General features: G+C 73.8%; 13 protein-coding genes. 7 read left to right on the top strand and 6 right to left on the bottom strand.

Annotation, left to right across the window (positions count from 1 at the left end):
- Positions 1 to 108: 108 nt before the first annotated feature.
- The 5 genes from NXY84_RS14870 to NXY84_RS14850 all read left to right on the top strand — a co-directional run bounded on the left by NXY84_RS14870 (position 109) and on the right by NXY84_RS14850 (position 7836).
- Positions 109 to 1497 (top strand): MFS transporter, encoded by a 1389-nt coding sequence (locus tag NXY84_RS14870; RefSeq protein WP_258723843.1) that lies wholly within the window; start codon positions 109 to 111, stop codon positions 1495 to 1497.
- A complete protein-coding gene (locus NXY84_RS14865) occupies positions 1494 to 2522 on the top strand; it encodes an L-idonate 5-dehydrogenase (RefSeq protein WP_258723842.1) in 1029 nt (342 codons plus the stop codon). The genes NXY84_RS14870 and NXY84_RS14865 overlap by 4 nt, the downstream gene beginning before the upstream one ends.
- A gap of 211 nt (positions 2523 to 2733) precedes the next feature.
- Entirely contained in the window at positions 2734 to 4503 is a 1770-nt protein-coding gene (ilvD, locus tag NXY84_RS14860) for a dihydroxy-acid dehydratase (protein ID WP_258723841.1), read from the top strand.
- Positions 4504 to 4856: 353 nt separating this feature from the next.
- Positions 4857 to 6332 (top strand): glycoside hydrolase family 43 protein, encoded by a 1476-nt coding sequence (locus NXY84_RS14855; RefSeq protein WP_258723840.1) that lies wholly within the window; start codon positions 4857 to 4859, stop codon positions 6330 to 6332.
- A gap of 64 nt (positions 6333 to 6396) precedes the next feature.
- On the top strand, positions 6397 to 7836 hold the full coding sequence (locus tag NXY84_RS14850; RefSeq protein ID WP_258723838.1) for a family 43 glycosylhydrolase: 1440 nt from the start codon (positions 6397 to 6399) through the stop codon (positions 7834 to 7836).
- 103 nt (positions 7837 to 7939) lie between these two features.
- On the opposite strand, the gene NXY84_RS14845 is transcribed toward NXY84_RS14850, so the two are convergent.
- The 6 genes from NXY84_RS14845 to NXY84_RS14820 form a co-directional block, all read right to left on the bottom strand.
- Positions 7940 to 9904: an NAD+ synthase gene (locus NXY84_RS14845; protein ID WP_258723837.1), complete on the bottom strand. Its 1965-nt coding sequence runs from the start codon at positions 9902 to 9904 to the stop codon at positions 7940 to 7942.
- The gene (locus NXY84_RS14840; protein ID WP_258723836.1) at positions 9901 to 10725 is read right to left on the bottom strand and encodes an NUDIX hydrolase; all 825 of its coding nucleotides are present in this window, start codon (positions 10723 to 10725) and stop codon (positions 9901 to 9903) included. Before NXY84_RS14840 ends, NXY84_RS14845 begins: the two co-directional genes overlap by 4 nt.
- Before the next feature lie 100 nt (positions 10726 to 10825).
- Positions 10826 to 11452 carry an isochorismatase family protein gene (locus tag NXY84_RS14835; RefSeq protein ID WP_258723835.1) on the bottom strand — a complete coding sequence of 209 codons (627 nt, stop codon included), beginning with the start codon at positions 11450 to 11452 and terminating at the stop codon, positions 10826 to 10828.
- Between the two features lie 3 nt (positions 11453 to 11455).
- Complete coding sequence (locus NXY84_RS14830; RefSeq protein WP_425322223.1) at positions 11456 to 12790, bottom strand: nicotinate phosphoribosyltransferase; 1335 nt, start codon at positions 12788 to 12790, stop codon at positions 11456 to 11458.
- Positions 12791 to 12930: 140 nt separating this feature from the next.
- Positions 12931 to 13278, bottom strand: a complete 348-nt coding sequence (locus NXY84_RS14825; protein WP_258723833.1) for a winged helix-turn-helix domain-containing protein — start codon at positions 13276 to 13278, stop codon at positions 12931 to 12933.
- Positions 13275 to 13709, bottom strand: a complete 435-nt coding sequence (locus tag NXY84_RS14820) for a hypothetical protein (protein WP_258723832.1) — start codon at positions 13707 to 13709, stop codon at positions 13275 to 13277. The genes NXY84_RS14825 and NXY84_RS14820 overlap by 4 nt, the downstream gene beginning before the upstream one ends.
- A gap of 219 nt (positions 13710 to 13928) precedes the next feature.
- Between NXY84_RS14820 and NXY84_RS14815 the strand changes: the two genes are divergently transcribed.
- The gene (locus NXY84_RS14815) at positions 13929 to 16181 is read left to right on the top strand and encodes a carbon starvation CstA family protein (protein WP_258723831.1); all 2253 of its coding nucleotides are present in this window, start codon (positions 13929 to 13931) and stop codon (positions 16179 to 16181) included.
- Entirely contained in the window at positions 16178 to 16450 is a 273-nt protein-coding gene (locus NXY84_RS14810) for a YbdD/YjiX family protein (RefSeq protein WP_258723830.1), read from the top strand. The genes NXY84_RS14815 and NXY84_RS14810 overlap by 4 nt, the downstream gene beginning before the upstream one ends.
- The last annotated feature ends 9 nt before the right edge of the window (positions 16451 to 16459 follow it).

Genomic DNA, 16459 nt, shown 5'->3' with positions numbered 1-16459 from the left:
TCCCGGCGCCCGCCACGGCGTCGGCACCACCAGGCCGTGTCTTCCCGTCGGGACCCCGACGAGCGGGCATGGAGCATCGGACCGCTGTCGCGGGCGAAGGAGCACACGATGACGCACGACAACCTGACGGCCCCGAGCGCGGTCGCCGAGCGGACGGCCGGTGACCTGAAGAGGGTCGCGGTGTCCGGCTGGCTCGGCACCGCCATGGAGTTCATGGACTTCCAGCTGTACTCGCTCGCCGCGGCGATCGTGTTCAACGAGATCTTCTTCCCCGACGTCGACCCGGCGATCGGCCTGATCGCGGCGATGGGCACCTACGGCGTGGGCTACGTCGCCCGGCTCGCCGGCGCGATCTACTTCGGCCGGATGGGGGACCGGATCGGCCGCAAGAGGGTCCTGTTCATCACGATCGCCCTCATGGGCGCCTCGACGACCCTCATCGGCGTGCTCCCGACGTACGCGCAGGTCGGCCTTGCCGCGCCGATCCTTCTCGTGGTCCTCCGCCTCGCGCAGGGCTTCGGGGCCGGCGCGGAGATCGCGGGCGCGACGACGATGCTCGCGGAGTACGCCCCGGTGAAGAAGCGCGGCGTGGTCGCGTCGCTGGTCAGCCTCGGCACCAACACCGGCACGCTCGCTGCGACCGGCCTGTGGGCCCTGCTGCTCGCCGTCCTCACCGAGGAGCAGCTGCTGTCCTGGGGCTGGCGCCTGCCGTTCCTGTTCAGCTTCGTGCTCATGATCTTCGCCATCTGGATCCGGACACACCTCAAGGAGAGCCCGGTCTTCGAGAGCCGCGCGGACGTGACCGCGGAGGGCGTCGCACTGACCCGCGAGGAGCTCGAGGCCGCCGCGGCGAAGACCGCCGAGGCCAGCGTCCTGGAGGCCGCGCTGCACCAGCGCAAGGGCAAGGCGTTCTTCATCGCGCTCGGGCTGCGCTTCGGGCAGGCCGGCAACTCGGGGCTGATCCAGACCTTCCTCGTCGGGTACATCGCCACGACGCTGCTGCTCGACCGCAGCCTCGCGACGAACGCGATCCTCTACAGCTCGATCGTCGGCTTCGCGACGGTGCCGATCGTGGGTCTGCTCGGCGACCGCTTCGGCCGGCGCCCGGTCTACATGGTGCTCACGATCGTCTCGGCGATCCTCGCGTTCCCGCTGCTCAACCTCATCCAGCAGGGCAGCACCCTCGCGCTGACCGTCTCGATGATCCTGCTGCACAACCTCGCGGTCCTGGGCCTGTTCTCGCTCGAGAGCGTGACGATGGCCGAGCTCTTCGGCGCCCGCACGCGCTTCACGCAGCTCGCGCTCGCCAAGGAGATCGGCGGCATCCTCGCCACCGCGATCGGCCCGCTGCTCGCGGCGACGCTCACCGCGGTCACCGGGTCGTGGTGGCCCATCGCGGCGATGCTCGTGGTCTACAGCCTCATCACGCTGGTCTCGGCCATCGTCTCGCCCGAGGTCCGCGGACGCGACCTCGTCCGGCTCGAGGACGCCGTATGAAGGCCGTCGTGGTCCACGGCGCGGGCGACCTCCGCGTCGACGACCTCCCCGACCCGACGCCGGCGCCCGACGAGGTGCTGGTCGCCATGGAGTGGGGCGGCGTGTGCGGCTCCGACCTCGCGTACTGGCGGCACGGCCGCTCCGGGACCGCGGTGCTGCGGCACCCCCTGGTCCTCGGGCACGAGGTCGCGGGGCGCGTCGTGGCCACCGGTGCGGACGTCCGCGGGCTCGAGGTGGGCCGGCCGGTCACGTTCCAGCCCGCCCAGCTCGTGGGCGACGGCGCGATGCCGCCGCGGCTTGCCGGGCGCACGAACCTGTACCCGGCGGTGCGGTACTTCGGCTCCGCGGCGTTCGACCCGCACACGGACGGTGGGTTCTGCGAGCTCAGGGCCGTCCGGGCGGAGCAGGTCCGCCCGCTGCCCGACGGGGTGTCGACGCGGCGCGGTGCGCTCGCCGAGCCGCTCGCGGTCGCCATCCACGCGGTCCGGCGCGCCGACGTGGCCGGACGCACGGTGCTCGTCAACGGCTGCGGGCCGATCGGTGCCCTCGTCGTGGCCGCGGCGAAGCACCACGGCGCGACGACGGTGATCGCCGCCGACGTCGCCGCCACGTCGCTCGCGGTGGCGCGGGCCATGGGCGCCGACGAGGTCGTCGACGTCTCCGTGGGGCCGCTCCCGGAGGACGTCGAGCTCGTGTTCGAGGCGTCGGGCGTGCCGGCAGCGCTCGGGGCCGTGCTGCACGCGACCGCCAAGGGCGGCACGCTCGTGCAGGTCGGGAACCTCCCCGGGACCGAGGCGACGGCCGTGCTCGGCGAGCTCGTGACGCGGGAGATCACCTGGATGGGCTCGTACCGGTTCGCCGAGGAGATCGACGACGCGATCACGGCGCTCGCGGACGGCCTCGACGTGGACCCGCTCATGACGCACACGTTCGGGATCGACGAGGCCGCGGAGGCGCTGCGGGTCGCGGCCGACCGGAGCACCGGCAGCAGCAAGGTCATGCTGCGCCTCGGGGCCGACGCCTGAGGTCGCCGGCCGGCCGGGTCGGCGGGTGCCGACCCGGCCGGCCGCCGCACGCCCCGCGCCGCGCACCGGCGCCCGCGGCGCGGCCGTGAGCGTCCACGCCTCGGACGTCGCAGGGCCGTCCGGCGCCGTCGCGCCACCCCGCGGCGCGCGCGTGGTCCGCAGTGCGACCCCCGTCGCCCCGGCACTCACGCGCCGACCTACACTCGCGAGCATGACCACGTCCGTGTCCGCTGACAGCACCCAGCCCCGTTCGACCACGCCGCCGTCGGCACCCGCGCCGACGCCGATCGACGGCATCGACTTCAAGCCGCGCTCGCGCACGGTCACCGACGGTCTCGAGGCCACGGCCTCGCGCGGGATGCTGCGCGCGGTCGGCCTGGGCGACGACGACTTCGCCAAGCCGCAGATCGGCGTCGCGAGCTCGTGGAACGAGATCACGCCGTGCAACCTGTCCCTCGACCGCCTCGCGAAGGCCGTCAAGGTGGGCGTGCACGCGGCGGGCGGGTTCCCGCTCGAGTTCGGCACCATCTCGGTGTCCGACGGCATCTCGATGGGCCACGAGGGCATGCACTTCTCGCTCGTGAGCCGCGACATCATCGCCGACTCGGTCGAGACGGTCATGCAGGCCGAGCGGCTCGACGGCTCCGTGCTCCTCGCGGGCTGCGACAAGTCGCTCCCGGGGATGCTCATGGCCGCCGCGCGCCTCGACGTGTCGAGCGTGTTCCTGTACGCGGGCTCGATCGCGCCGGGCTTCGTGAGGCTGACCGACGGCACCGAGAAGGACGTCACGATCATCGACGCGTTCGAGGCCGTCGGGGCGTGCGCCCGCGGGCTCATGAGCCGCGAGGACGTCGACCTCATCGAGCGCGCGGTGTGCCCGGGCGAGGGGGCGTGCGGCGGGATGTACACCGCGAACACGATGGCCTCGGTCGCCGAGGCGATGGGGATGTCGCTGCCCGGCTCGGCCGCGCCCCCGTCGGCGGACCGCCGCCGCGACGCGTTCGCCGAGAAGTCGGGGGCCGCGGTCGTCGAGCTGCTGCGCCGCGGCATCACGGCGCGCGACATCATGACCAAGAAGGCGTTCGAGAACGCCATCGCCGTCGTCATGGCGTTCGGCGGCTCGACCAACGCGGTGCTGCACCTGCTCGCGATCGCGCACGAGGCCGAGGTCGACCTCACGCTCGACGACTTCTCCCGTGTCGCCGCCAAGGTGCCGCACCTGGGCGACCTCAAGCCGTTCGGCCGCTACGTGATGAACGACGTCGACCGCATCGGCGGCGTGCCCGTCATCATGAAGGCGCTCCTCGACGCCGGGCTGCTGCACGGCGACTGCCTCACGGTCACGGGCAAGACGATCGCCGAGAACCTCGCGGACATCGCGCCCCCGGACCCGGACGGCAAGATCCTGCGCGCGATGGGCAACCCGATCCACAAGACGGGCGGCATCACGATCCTGCACGGCTCGCTCGCTCCCGAGGGTGCCGTCGTGAAGTCCGCGGGCTTCGACTCCGACGTGTTCGAGGGCACCGCGCGCGTGTTCGACCGCGAGCGCGCCGCGATGGACGCGCTCGAGGACGGCACGATCGTGGCGGGCGACGTCGTCGTGATCCGCTACGAGGGCCCCAAGGGTGGCCCGGGCATGCGCGAGATGCTCGCCATCACGGGTGCGATCAAGGGCGCGGGCCTCGGCAAGGACGTGCTGCTGCTGACGGACGGGCGCTTCTCGGGCGGCACGACCGGCCTGTGCGTCGGGCACGTCGCGCCCGAGGCGGTCGACGGCGGGCCCATCGCGTTCGTGCGCGACGGCGACCGGATCCGGCTCGACGTGGCGAACGCGACGCTCGAGGTCCTGGTCGACGACGCCGAGCTCGAGGCGCGCAAGGTCGGCTGGGCCCCGTTGCCCCCGACCTACACGCGCGGGGTGCTCGCCAAGTACGCAAAGCTCGTGCAGTCCGCGTCGAAGGGCGCCGTGCTCGTCTGAGCGGCACGCCGGCGTGACACGACGGGGCCCCGGATCGAGCGGTCCGGGGCTCCGTCGCGTCGTCGTCCGGCCGCACGTCCGTCGTCCGGAAACCCTGCCGCTGCGTCGATGTGACCGCTAACATGTGGTCCGCACAGGGAGCAGACGGTGTCGGCCGTCCCCGGTCCCGACGGAGAGCGCCACGAGTCCTGCTGACGACGGTGTCAGGCGGACGGTCCTCCGCTCGGTGGCCTCGCGGCCGGCCGGTCCGGTCGAGGAAGACGGGACCGACGTCCTCGCTCCGACGGCACGACGGTGACGGTCGACGGGACCGGTCGCCCGCAGCTGCGTCCGAGGCACGAGGGAGTGCTCGCATGAGACTGGCCGTACCCCGAGGTCGACCCACCACTTCGCTGACCGCCTTCCTCGCCACGTTGACGCTGCTCGCGGCCTCGGCGGTCGCCACCGCCGAGCGAGCTGCGGCGCTCGACCCGTTCACCGGCTACCTCCTGGCACACTTCACGGGCGAGTCGTCGAACGGGGAGCAGATCCACCTCGCGCACAGCACCGACGGCCTGACCTGGACGGACCTCAACAACGGCGCACCCGTCCTGGTCTCGACCGTCGGGACGCGCGGCGTGCGGGACCCGGCGCTCGTGCGCTCGCCCGCCGGCGACCGGTACTGGATCATCGCCACGGACCTGCGCATCGCGAGCGGGACCTCGTGGGGTGACGCCTCGGGCCGCGGCAGCACGTCGCTCGTGGTGTGGGAGTCGTCGAACCTCGTCGACTGGTCCGCCCCGCGGCTCGTGAACGTCGCCGGCAGCATCCCCGGGGCGGGCAACGCGTGGGCGCCCGAGGCCATCTGGAACCCCGCGACGAACGACTACGTCGTGTACTGGGCCACCAACGCCGCGCGCGACGGCGTCACGAAGCACCGCATCTACTACTCGCGGACCAGCGACTTCCGCACGTTCACCCCGGCTCAGGTGTACATCGACCGACCCGCGACCCGGAGCCAGGGCATCATCGACACCCAGATCGTCGAGGTGCCGAACAGCGTCGGTGGCTACCGCTACTACCGGGCGTCCGCCGAGGGGCAGATCACGATCGAGGGCAGCAACTCGGTGCTCGGGACCTGGACCGCCCTGGGCGACCTGTCGCACCTGGGCATCTCCAACGGCACCGGAGGCGGCACCGTCGTCGAGGGCCCGATGTGGATGCCGTTCAACAACGGAACGTCGTGGGGGCTGTGGCTCGACCAGTACGCCACGGGGCGCGGGTACATGCCGCTGCGGTCGTCGAACCTCGGCAGCACGCGGAACTTCCAGACCGTGAACGGCTACGGCCTGGGCGCCACGAAGAAGCGGCACGGCTCGATCCTGCAGCTCACGGCGGCCGAGTCGAGCCGGGTCCTGTCGCGGTGGGGCGGGAGCACGACGGCGATCAGCCGGATCCAGTCGTACAACGTCCCGGACCGCTACGTGCGCCACGCGAGCTACCAGGCACGCATCGACGCCGACGTCTCGCCCGCCCAGGACGCCCAGTGGCGCGTGGTGCCCGGGCTGGCCGGCAACGGGACGGTGTCGTTCCAGTCGGTGAACTTCCCCGACCACTACCTGCGGAACTACGCCTACGCCGTGCGGCTCGAGCGCAACGACGGGTCGAGCACGTTCGCCGCGGACGCCAGCTTCGTGCCGGTCGCGGGGCTCGCCTCGTCGTCCTGGACGTCCTACCGCTCGTACAACGTCCCCGACCGGTACCTCCGGCACTCGTCGTACGTGCTGCGCATCGACCCGGTCACGGACGCCGTCGGCCGCGCCGACGCGACGTTCCGTGTCGTGCGCTGACCGCCGCGCCCTCGCCCTCCCCTCGGCACCCCCGACCCCACCGCACCCGGAAGCGAGCCCACCCATGTCTCTTCGGCGCACTCTCGGCCGGCGACTCCTCGCCGCGGCCGCCGTGGCCCTGACGGTCGGCGCTCTCGCCGCGCCGGCGCAGGCCCAGTTCATCGAGCCACCCAGCCCGCTCGTGAAGCAGCGTGCGGACACGGCGATCTACAAGCACACCGACGGCTTCTACTACATGACGGCGTCGGTGCCGGACTACAAGCGGGTCGAGCTCCGCCGCGCCTCGACCCTCGCGGGGCTGGGCACCGCGACGCCCACGACGATCTACCAGGCGCCGTCCTCCGGCCCGTTGAGCGGCTGGATCTGGGCGCCCGACGTGAAGTTCTACGACGGCGCGTGGTACCTGTACTTCTCGGCGTCCCCGAGCAGCGCGGTCTTCGACCAGCGTCTCTACTGGACCCGCACGACGTCGGCGAACCCGCTGACCGGCTCGTGGTCGGCGCCCGCGCGCTTCACGACCGGCTGGGAGTCGTTCCAGCTGGACCCCGCCTCGTTCGAGCTCGGCGGCCAGCGCTACTTCACCTGGGCGCAGGACAGCCCGAGCACGAGCTACAACAGCCACATGTACATCGCGAGGATGGCCTCGCCCACCTCGCTGGCCACGGCCGCCACCGAGATCGCGCGTCCCACGTACGCCTGGGAGATGGAAGGCGTCGCAGGCGTCGTCGAGGGGCCGTCGCCGCTCCTGAAGAACGGCCGCGTCTACATCGCGTACTCGGCGTCCGCGACCGACTCGCGCTACAAGCTGGGGCTGCTGTCCTCCTGGGACACCGCGAACCTCCTCGACCCGGCGTCCTGGTACAAGCACCCGACGCCGGTGTTCCAGACGGCGAACGGGGTGTACGGCCCGGGCCACGGCAGCTTCACCGTCGCCGAGGACAACCGTACGGACCTCCTCGTCTTCCACGCCCGCGACTACGCGAACCCGACCCCGGACGCGCTCAAGGACCCGAACCGGCACACCCGCGTCCAGCAGCTGTACTGGCGTGACAACGGCGACCCCTTCTTCGGCCAGCCGCTGCCGACCGGGATGACCAAGCCCGGCATCCGCGGCCAGCACAGCAACAAGTGCGTCGACGACTGGGAGTGGAGAACCGCGCCCGGTTCCGAGGTGCGGCTCTACACCTGCACCGGCTCGAACGCCCAGGCGTGGGAGTTCAGCTACGTCGGCGGTCACTACCGGATCCGCAACCAGCACGCGAACCTGTGCCTCGAGAACTGGGGCTCCGGGACGGCGCTCGACTCCGACGTCCGGCTGGGGACGTGCAACGGCGCCACCGCGCAGGACTGGACGCTCCTGGACCGGGGCAACGGGTGGTTCTCCCTGCGCAACCGGCACAGCGGGCTGTGCCTGGACAACTACGCCCGGGACACGGCCGACGGGGCGCGGATCTCCCAGTACACGTGCAACGGCAACGCCGCCCAGCTCTGGCGCCGCGGCTGAGGGAGGACGCCGCACCGCACCCGGGGGCGTGGGGTCGGGCGGCGCCCGGCGGGAGTCGCGAGCACTCCGCCGGTGCGCCGCCCCCGCGCGGCAGCGCCTCTCGTCACGCGGGCAGCGCCTCGCGCTCCGGCACCACGGCGCGCGCGTGCGACCAGTGGTTCGCCATCGGCATCCGCCGGTCGCGCCCGAACGCGAGCCGCGAGACCTTGATGCGGACCGGGGCCTGCCGCCGCTTGAACTCGCTGCGGTCGACGAGCGCGAGGACCCGGTTGACGGTCGCGACCGCCGCGCCGACGTCCCAGCCGTCCTCGTCCACGAGCGTCCGGGCGAGCTCCTGGGCGGTCGCGTGGTCCTCGAGGAACGCGAGCAGGAGCCGGTCGAGCACCGGGTACGCCGGCAGCGAGTCGGTGTCCCGCTGGTCCGGCGCGAGCTCGGCGGACGCGGGCTTCGTCAGCGTCGCGGCGGGGATCGGCGGCACCTGCCCGGCGGCGGCGGCCTGCGCGTTGCGCCACTCCGCGAGCCCGTACACGCCCGGCAGCACGCTGCCGTCGCGCCGCGTCACCGTCGTCTTGAGCAGGTCGCCGAGCGGGTTCGGCGCCGTCCCGCAGCTGTCGCCGTAGAGCGTGAAGTACCCCACGGCCGACTCCGACCGGTTCCCCGTGGTGCACACGAGGGCGGCCGTCGCGTTCGCGATCGTCATGAGCGTCGTGCCGCGCAGCCGGGCCTGCAGGTTCTCCCACGCGACCGGGTCGACGCCCCCGGACGGCGAGCGCCCCGCGCCGGCCGCCTCGGCCAGCAGCGGACCCAGGGCGTCGTGGCGCTCGGCGTACGCATCCGAGATCGGGACGACGTCGAACCGGATGCCGAGGTTCGCCGCGAGCTCGCGCGCGTCGTCCACCGAGCCGGCCGACGAGTACGGGCCCGGCATGCCGACGCCCCACACCGCGTCCGCGCCGAGCGCGTCGACGGCGACGACGGCGGCCAGCGCCGAGTCGATCCCGCCCGACAGGCCCAGCACGACCCGGGGCAGGCCGACGCGGCGGCAGTAGTCCCCGAAGCCGGTGACGATCGCGGCGTACACCTCGGCGTCGGCGTCCAGGGCGGGGGTCACGACCGGCGGCGCGAGCGGCGTGCGGGTCGTGTGCGTGACGCCGAGGTCGACGACGTCGGACGCGCCCGTCCGCGGGTCGGCGACGCGCGCGGTGCCCCACGCGAGCCCGGCGTCCCGGCCGGGACCGGCGCCGCGGGCGACCTCGTGCCGCGGCCTCACGGGCACGTCGACGACGAGCTCGTCCGCCGCGAACGACCGTGCCTGCGCGAGGAGCCCGCCGTCGGCGTCCACCACGAACGAGCCGCCGTCGAAGACGACCTCGTCCTGCCCGCCGACGGTGTTGCAGTAGACGATCGGCACCCCGGAGGCGCGGGCCGCGGCCGTGACCCGCGCGAGCCGCAGCGCGGGCTTGCCGACGTGGTACGGCGACGCGTTCGGCACCAGCAGCACCTGCGCACCGGCCCTGGCCGCCTCGACGGCGAGCGCCGGGTCCCACACGTCCTCGCAGACCAGCACGCCGAACGTGACCGGACCCTCGGCCGTGCGGACCGTGTACAGCGACTGGCGCCGCGCGCCGGGCGCGAAGTGGCGCGCGTCGTCGAGCACCGAGTAGGTCGGGAGCAGCGACTTGGCGTGCGCGGCGACGACCCGCCCCCGGTGCGCCACCGCCGCGACGTTGCGCAGCGGGCGTTCGAGCGCGTCGGTCGACCAGCCGTGCGCGCCGGCGCCACCGGCGTCGGGCAGCCGCCCGACGTGCCACGGCGACCCGAGCAGCGCGACGGTCCTGCCGGTGGACGCGGCGACGTCGGTCACGGCGTCCATCGCGGCGCCCACGAAGTCCGGCTCGGCGAGCAGGTCCTCGGCGGGGTACCCCGTGACAGCCATCTCCGGGGTCACGAGCACGTCCGCGCACGCCTGCTCGGCTGCCGCGACCGCGGCGGCGAGGGCAGCCGCGTTGCCGGGCAGGTCGCCGACGCGGGTCGTGGTCTGGGCGAGCAGGACGCGCAGGGTCGTCATCGGGTCTCCTTCGCCGGGCGCAGCGCGCGGGCGTCGTCGGGCCGCAGCAGCGGCGGGTAGAGGGTGCCGAGCTCCGAGCGCGCCTCGAACAGCGCGGCGGGGCGGCCGCGGCCCCCGGACGTCCGGCGGGTGTCGGTGTCGGCGGGGCGCACGAGGCCCGTCGTCTGCTGGACCCAGCGGCGGAAGTTCGACCGGTCGAGGCGCACGCCCCACACGGCCTCGTAGACGTGCTGCAGCTCGCCGAGCGTGAACTGCGGCCGGCAGAACGCGGTCGCGAGGGTCGTGTACTCGAGCTTGGCCGCGACGCGGTCGACGGCTCGGGCGGCGATGACGGTGTGGTCGAACGCGAGCTCGGGGGCGTCCTCGAGGCCGCGGTCGTGGTTGCCGCCCTGCAGGCTCGGCAGGTCGAGGTCGTCGACGTCCCAGAAGCGCGCGTCGCGGGCGTCCGACCCGGCGACCGGGTCGGGCAGGCCCGGGGCGAACGCGACGTACGCGACCGTGACGATGTTGCCGCGGGGGTCGCGCCGGGGGTCGCCGAACGAGCCGAGCTGCTCGAGGTGCCACCCGCTCGTGGTCACCCCGGTCTCCTCGGCGAGCTCGCGCCACGCGGCCTCGTCGAGCGTCTCGTCGGGGTTCTTGAACCCGCCGGGCAGCGCCCAGCAGCCGGCGTACGGGTCGTCCTGGCGCTGCACGAGCAGGACCTTGAGAGCGCCGTCGCGCACGGTGAAGATCGCGGTGTCGACCGTCACGAAGAACACCGGGTACTCGCCCGGGTCGTAGCCCTCGGGGGCCTGCGCGGCGGGCGTGCGGTCGTGGCTCATCGTGCGTCCTTCGCGTCCGGGGTGGTGGCTCGCGGCGTGGCCGCCGTCGGGCCCGGTGTGTCGCCGGCCTGCGCCGGGCCGGCGGCGCGGGCGCCGGGGCTCACGACGTCACCGCCGCGGAGGTCGTGAGCTCGACGCCCGCCTGCGCGAGCTCGGTGAGCGCCGCGATCGTGGTCGGCACGGCCACGCCGGCCGTCAGGTCCGTCAGGACGCGGACCCCGAAGCCCGCCGCCGCGGCGGCCAGCGCGGTCGCCCGCACGCAGTGGTCGGTCGCGATGCCGACGACCTCGACGACGTCGACCCCGTCCAGCGCGTCCAGCACGCCCAGCGGAGCGGCGGTCCCGAGCGTGTCGAGCTGCACGCCGTCGAACGCGGAGTAGTCCGCCCGGCCCATGCCCTTGACGACGTGCACGGTCCCGGCGGGCAGGCGCAGGGCCGGGTGGTACTCGGCGTCCGGGGTGCCGGCGACGCCGTGCTCGGGCCAGGTGCGGACGAAGTCGGGCTCGGTGCCGGGGCTCGCGAAGTGGCCGTCGTTCGTGCCGGGCAGCGGGTCGTGCCAGTCGCGCGAGGCGACGACGCGCGCGTACCGCTGCGGGTGCGCGTCCAGGTGGGCGGTGACCGCGGCGGCGACGGCGGCGCCACCGGCGACGGGCAGCGTGCCGCCCTCGGCGAAGCACACCTCCACGTCGACGACGACGAGGGCGAGGGTGGGGGTGGGGGTCGTCATCGGTCAGGCTCCTGTCGTGGGGGTGAGGGCGGTCGGGTCGGCGGCCAGGCGCGGGGTGCCGGGGGCCAGGTCGAGGTCGAGGGGCATGAGCTCGGCCTTCGCGCCGCGGTGGTGCGCGCGGATCTCCGCGAGCGACGGGTGGTGCACGACGTTCCCGCCGCGCACGACCGGGACCTGCAGCGCCCGCCCGAGGCCGGCCTCGGGGGCGTCCGGCAGGTGGCGGACCACGACGTTCTCGCGCGACGCGTACCCGGCGTGGTCGAGGCCGCGGTAGGCGACCTTGCGACCGCCGGCGCTGGCCTTGCCCGCGGACCGCTTCGCCACGGCGCGCATCGGCGCGTCGGCGCCGGGGCGGTCGGCGATCGAGACGAGCTTGTAGACCATCCCGCACGTCGGGTGGCCGGAGCCGGTGACGAGCCGGGTGCCGGCGCCGTAGACGTCGACCGGGGCGTCGGCCAGGGCGGCGATGCCGTGCTCGTCGAGGTCGCCGGTCACGGCGATGCGGGTCGTGCTCGCGCCGAGCGCGTCGAGCTGCGCCCGGGCGGCGCGGGCCTCGGCGGCCAGGTCGCCGGAGTCGATGCGGACGGCGCCCAGGTCCGGGCCGGCGGCGGCGACCGCGTGCTCGACGCCCTCGCGCGTGTCGTACGTGTCGACGAGCAGCGTGGTGCCGGCGCCGAGCGCGCGGACCTGCGAGCCGAAGGCGGCCGGCTCGTTGGCGTGGGCGAGGGTGAAGGCGTGCGCCGCGGTGCCGCGCGTCGGGATCCCGTACCGGAAGCCGGCCTCGAGGTTGCTCGTGGCGTCGAAGCCGGCGACGTACGCCGCGCGGGCGGCGGCGACCGCGGCGTGCTCGCCGGTCCGGCGGCTGCCCATCTCGAGGAGCACGCGGCCGTTCGCGGCGCTGACCATGCGCGCCGCGGCGGAGGCGACGGCCGAGTCGCTGTTGAGGATCGACAGCACGACCGTCTCGAGCAGCACGCACTCCGCGAACGTGCCGGTCACGGTCAGCACGGGGGAGTGCGGGAAGTAGAGCTCGCCCTCGCGGTATGCGTCGATGCTGCCCGTGAAGCGGTACCGCGCGAGGTAGGCGGCGGTCGCGTCGTCGGCGATGCCCGCCTCGCGCAGCCACGCGACGTGCTCGGGCGTGAACCGGAAGGCCTCGACGGCCTCGACGACGCGGCCGAGCCCGGCGACGACGCCGTAGCGGCGGCCGGCGGCCAGGGACCGGGCGAAGACCTCGAAGACTGCGCGGTGGTGCGCGGTGCCGTCGGCCAGCGCGGCGCGCAGCATGGTGAGCTCGTAGTGGTCGGTGAGCAGTGCCGTGCTGGTCGTTGTGGTCATGATGACCATAATGATCTACGCCGCGCCGGTGCGCCAGCGTTTGATGGTCGAACTGACCATAAACAAGTGTGACGTGCGTCACGGCGAGAGTGTCGGCTGGTTCTGCGGGCGCAGCGTGGGTGGGCGCCGCCGGAGACGCGTCAGGCGTCGCCGGCGATCCGCCGCAGCGCTGCGAGGTGCGCGGCGAGGGCGTCCCGCCCGGGCGGGGTCAGCTTGAGCCAGGTCCGGGGGCGCTTGCCGACGTACCCCTTGCGGACGGCGACGTAGCCGGCCTGCTCGAGCGCGGACGCGTGCTTGCTGAGCGCGGAGTCGGAGACCTCGACGGCGTCGCGGACCGCGCCGAACTCCGCCTCGTCCGTCGCGGCGAGCGCGGCGACGATGGACAGCCGGACGGGGGCGTGGATGACCTCGTCGAGCCGCACGCGGGCGCTGGCACCGACGACGTCGGGCGCGGGCAGGGCGCCGCCGGGTGCCGGTGCGGCCGTCATGCCCGGTTCTCCCGCAGGGCGCCGAGCGCGAGCGGAAGCGCGGTCACCACGGCGGCGGAGAGCCAGAACGCGGGCTCGGCGCGGAAGAGGTACAGGCCGACGACCATGCACGCGGCGTAGATCACGCCCCACCACAGGAGCGCGCGCAGCCAGCGCCGGCCCATGCCGGACTTGCTCACGGTCGCGCCCGGCAGGAGCGTCACGCTCAGCACGGCGAGGGCGGCGGCGTAGGCGAGCGAGGAGACGAGCACCTCGACGTCCTGGTCGGCGGTCGCGAGCGCGGCGAAGTAGGAGAACACCGCGACCGCGTGGCCGGTCAGCCACTGCGCGTGGCGGTTGCCGCCGATGTCCCGCACCGCGGCGGCGGAGGCCGTGGAGGAGCGGAGGAGCGCGCGCGCCTCGTCGGGCGTGGGCGGGTGCATCGTGGTCATGGCGGTCTCCTCGTGTGCGGCCGGGAACGTTCCTCCACCCTTGCACGTACTTTCCATCGTGACAAGTATTTTCGGCGCCGCCCGGCATGGGCCCCGACGCGCCGGAGCGGGTGCGTAGGCAGGCGCCCGCCCCCGGGGATAGCGTGACGCGCGTCACGTCGCTGCCGACGCGGGCCAGGGGGCTCGGGGCGCGTGGCGCGAGCCGTCCCGGGAGGGCCCATGTCCGACGCGTCCGGAGTCGAGGTGCTGCGCACCGGGGAGGGGGCGCTCCCCGTCGGGGTGATCGACCGGCGACCCATGCCGGTCCGCTCGAAGATCGTGTTCGCGGTGATCGCGCTGGTCGGCGCGGTCGCCTGGTCGGTCATCGCGGTCGTGCGCGGCGAGACCGTCAACGCGGTGTGGTTCGTCGTCGCCGCCGTCTGCACGTACGCGATCGCTTACCGGTTCTACGCGCGCTTCGTCGAGCGGAAGATCGTGCGGCCGCGCGACGACCGGGCGACGCCCGCCGAGCGGTACGAGAACGCCAAGGACTTCATGCCGACCGACCGGCGCGTGCTCTTCGGCCACCACTTCGCGGCCATCGCCGGCGCCGGCCCGCTCGTCGGCCCGGTCCTCGCGGCGCAGATGGGCTACCTGCCCGGGACGCTGTGGATCGTGATCGGCTGCGTGCTCGGCGGCGCGGTGCAGGACTTCCTCGTGCTGTCCATCTCGGTGCGTCGGCGCGGGCGCAGCCTCGGTCAGATGGCGCGCGACGAGCTCGGCCGCGTCGGGGGGATCGCCGCGCTCGTCGGGGTCTTCGTCATCATGATCATCATCATCGCGGTGCTGGGCCTCGTGGTCGTGAACGCGCTCGCGGAGAGCCCCTGGGGCATCTTCTCGATCGCCATGACGATCCCGATCGCGCTGTTCATGGGCGTCTACCTCCGGTTCCTGCGGCCCGGCCGGGTCAGCGAGGTCTCGCTCATCGGGCTCGTGCTGCTGCTGCTCGCGATCGTCTCGGGCGGCTGGGTCGCCGAGACCGACTGGGGCCAGGACTGGTTCACGCTCTCCAAGGTGACGATCGCCTGGCTGCTCGTCGCCTACGGGTTCGCCGCCTCGGTGCTCCCGGTGTGGCTGCTCCTCGCCCCGCGCGACTACCTGTCGACGTTCATGAAGGTCGGCACGATCGTCCTGCTCGCGGTCGGCATCCTGCTCGTGCGCCCCGAGGTCCAGGCGCCCGCGGTGTCGTCGTTCGCGCTCGAGGGCAACGGCCCCGCGTTCGCCGGGTCGTTGTTCCCGTTCCTGTTCATCACCATCGCGTGCGGCGCGCTGTCCGGGTTCCACTCGCTCATCGCGTCCGGCACGACGCCCAAGCTGCTCGAGAAGGAGAGCCAGGCCCGGCTCATCGGGTACGGCGGCATGATGACGGAGTCGTTCGTCGCGATCATGGCGCTCGTCACGGCGGTCGTCATCGACCAGCACCTCTACTTCGTGATGAACGCCCCGACGGCGCTGACCGGCGGCACGCCCGAGGCGGCGGCCGCGTACGTCAACGGGCTGGGCCTCGGCGGCCCGGACATCACTCCCGAGGAGATCGCCGGGGCCGCGGAGAACGTGGGCGAGGAGTCGATCATCTCCCGCACCGGCGGGGCCCCGACGCTCGCGTTCGGGATGGCGCAGGTGCTCGCGAGCGCGATCGGCGGCTCGTCGCTCGCGTCGTTCTGGTACCACTTCGCGATCATGTTCGAGGCGCTGTTCATCCTCACGACCGTCGACGCCGGGACCCGCGTCGCGCGCTTCATGCTCTCGGACTCGCTCGGCAACCTCGGCGGTCGCGCGAAGCGGTTCCGGGACCCGTCGTGGCGCGTCGGGGCGTGGCTGTGCTCGGCGCTCGTGGTCGCCGGCTGGGGCGCGATCCTGCTGATGGGGGTCACGGACCCGCTCGGCGGGATCAACACGCTGTTCCCGCTGTTCGGCATCGCGAACCAGCTGCTCGCCGCGATCGCGCTCTCGGTCGTCTTCACGGTCGTGGTCAAGAAGGGGCTGTTCCGGTGGGCCTGGATCCCGGGCCTCCCGCTGGTCTGGGACCTCGTCGTCACGATGACGGCGTCCTGGCAGAAGATCTTCTCGACCGACCCGAGGCTCGGGTACTGGGCGCAGCACGACGCGTTCCGGGCGGCCCGCGAGGCCGGCGAGGAGTCGTTCGGGTCGGCCGCGACGCCCGAGGCGATGGACGCCGTCATCCGGAACACCGCCGTGCAGGGCACGCTGTCGATCCTCTTCGCCGTCCTCGTGCTCGTCACGGTGCTCGCGGCCGCGGTGGTGTGCGTGCGTGCGGTCCGCGCCGGCGGGCTCCCGACGAGCGAGGAGCCGGACGCGCCGTCGCAGATCTTCGCGCCCACGGGCATGGTGCCGACGGACGCGGAGCGCGAGATCCAGGCGCTCTGGGACGCCGAGGGTCCGCGTCCCGCCCGGGCGGGGGTGCACGGGTGAGGGCGGCGGGCGGGCTGGGCCCCGGTCTCGCCTCCCGCCCCCGCGGGGGCGCGGGGGAGGCCGGGCCTCCGCGGCTGCGCGCCCGTGCGGCACGCGCGTGGCGCGCGGTGCGCTGGTACGTGGGCGCGCTGCTCGGGGACGACGACCACGCGCGCTACGTCGCGCACCTCGCGCGCACCTCGCCGGGGGCGACGCCGTTGGGCGTGGGGGAGTACTGGCGCGAGCGGCACGCCCACACCGCACGGCACCCGGGCTCGCGCTGCTGCTGAGCCCGGGGG

Origin of the sequence: Cellulomonas sp. NS3 (assembly GCF_024757985.1) — a bacterium.
In the GTDB taxonomy this organism is placed as follows: Bacteria; Actinomycetota; Actinomycetes; order Actinomycetales; family Cellulomonadaceae; genus Cellulomonas_A.
This window is presented reverse-complemented; position numbering and strand designations above follow the sequence as displayed.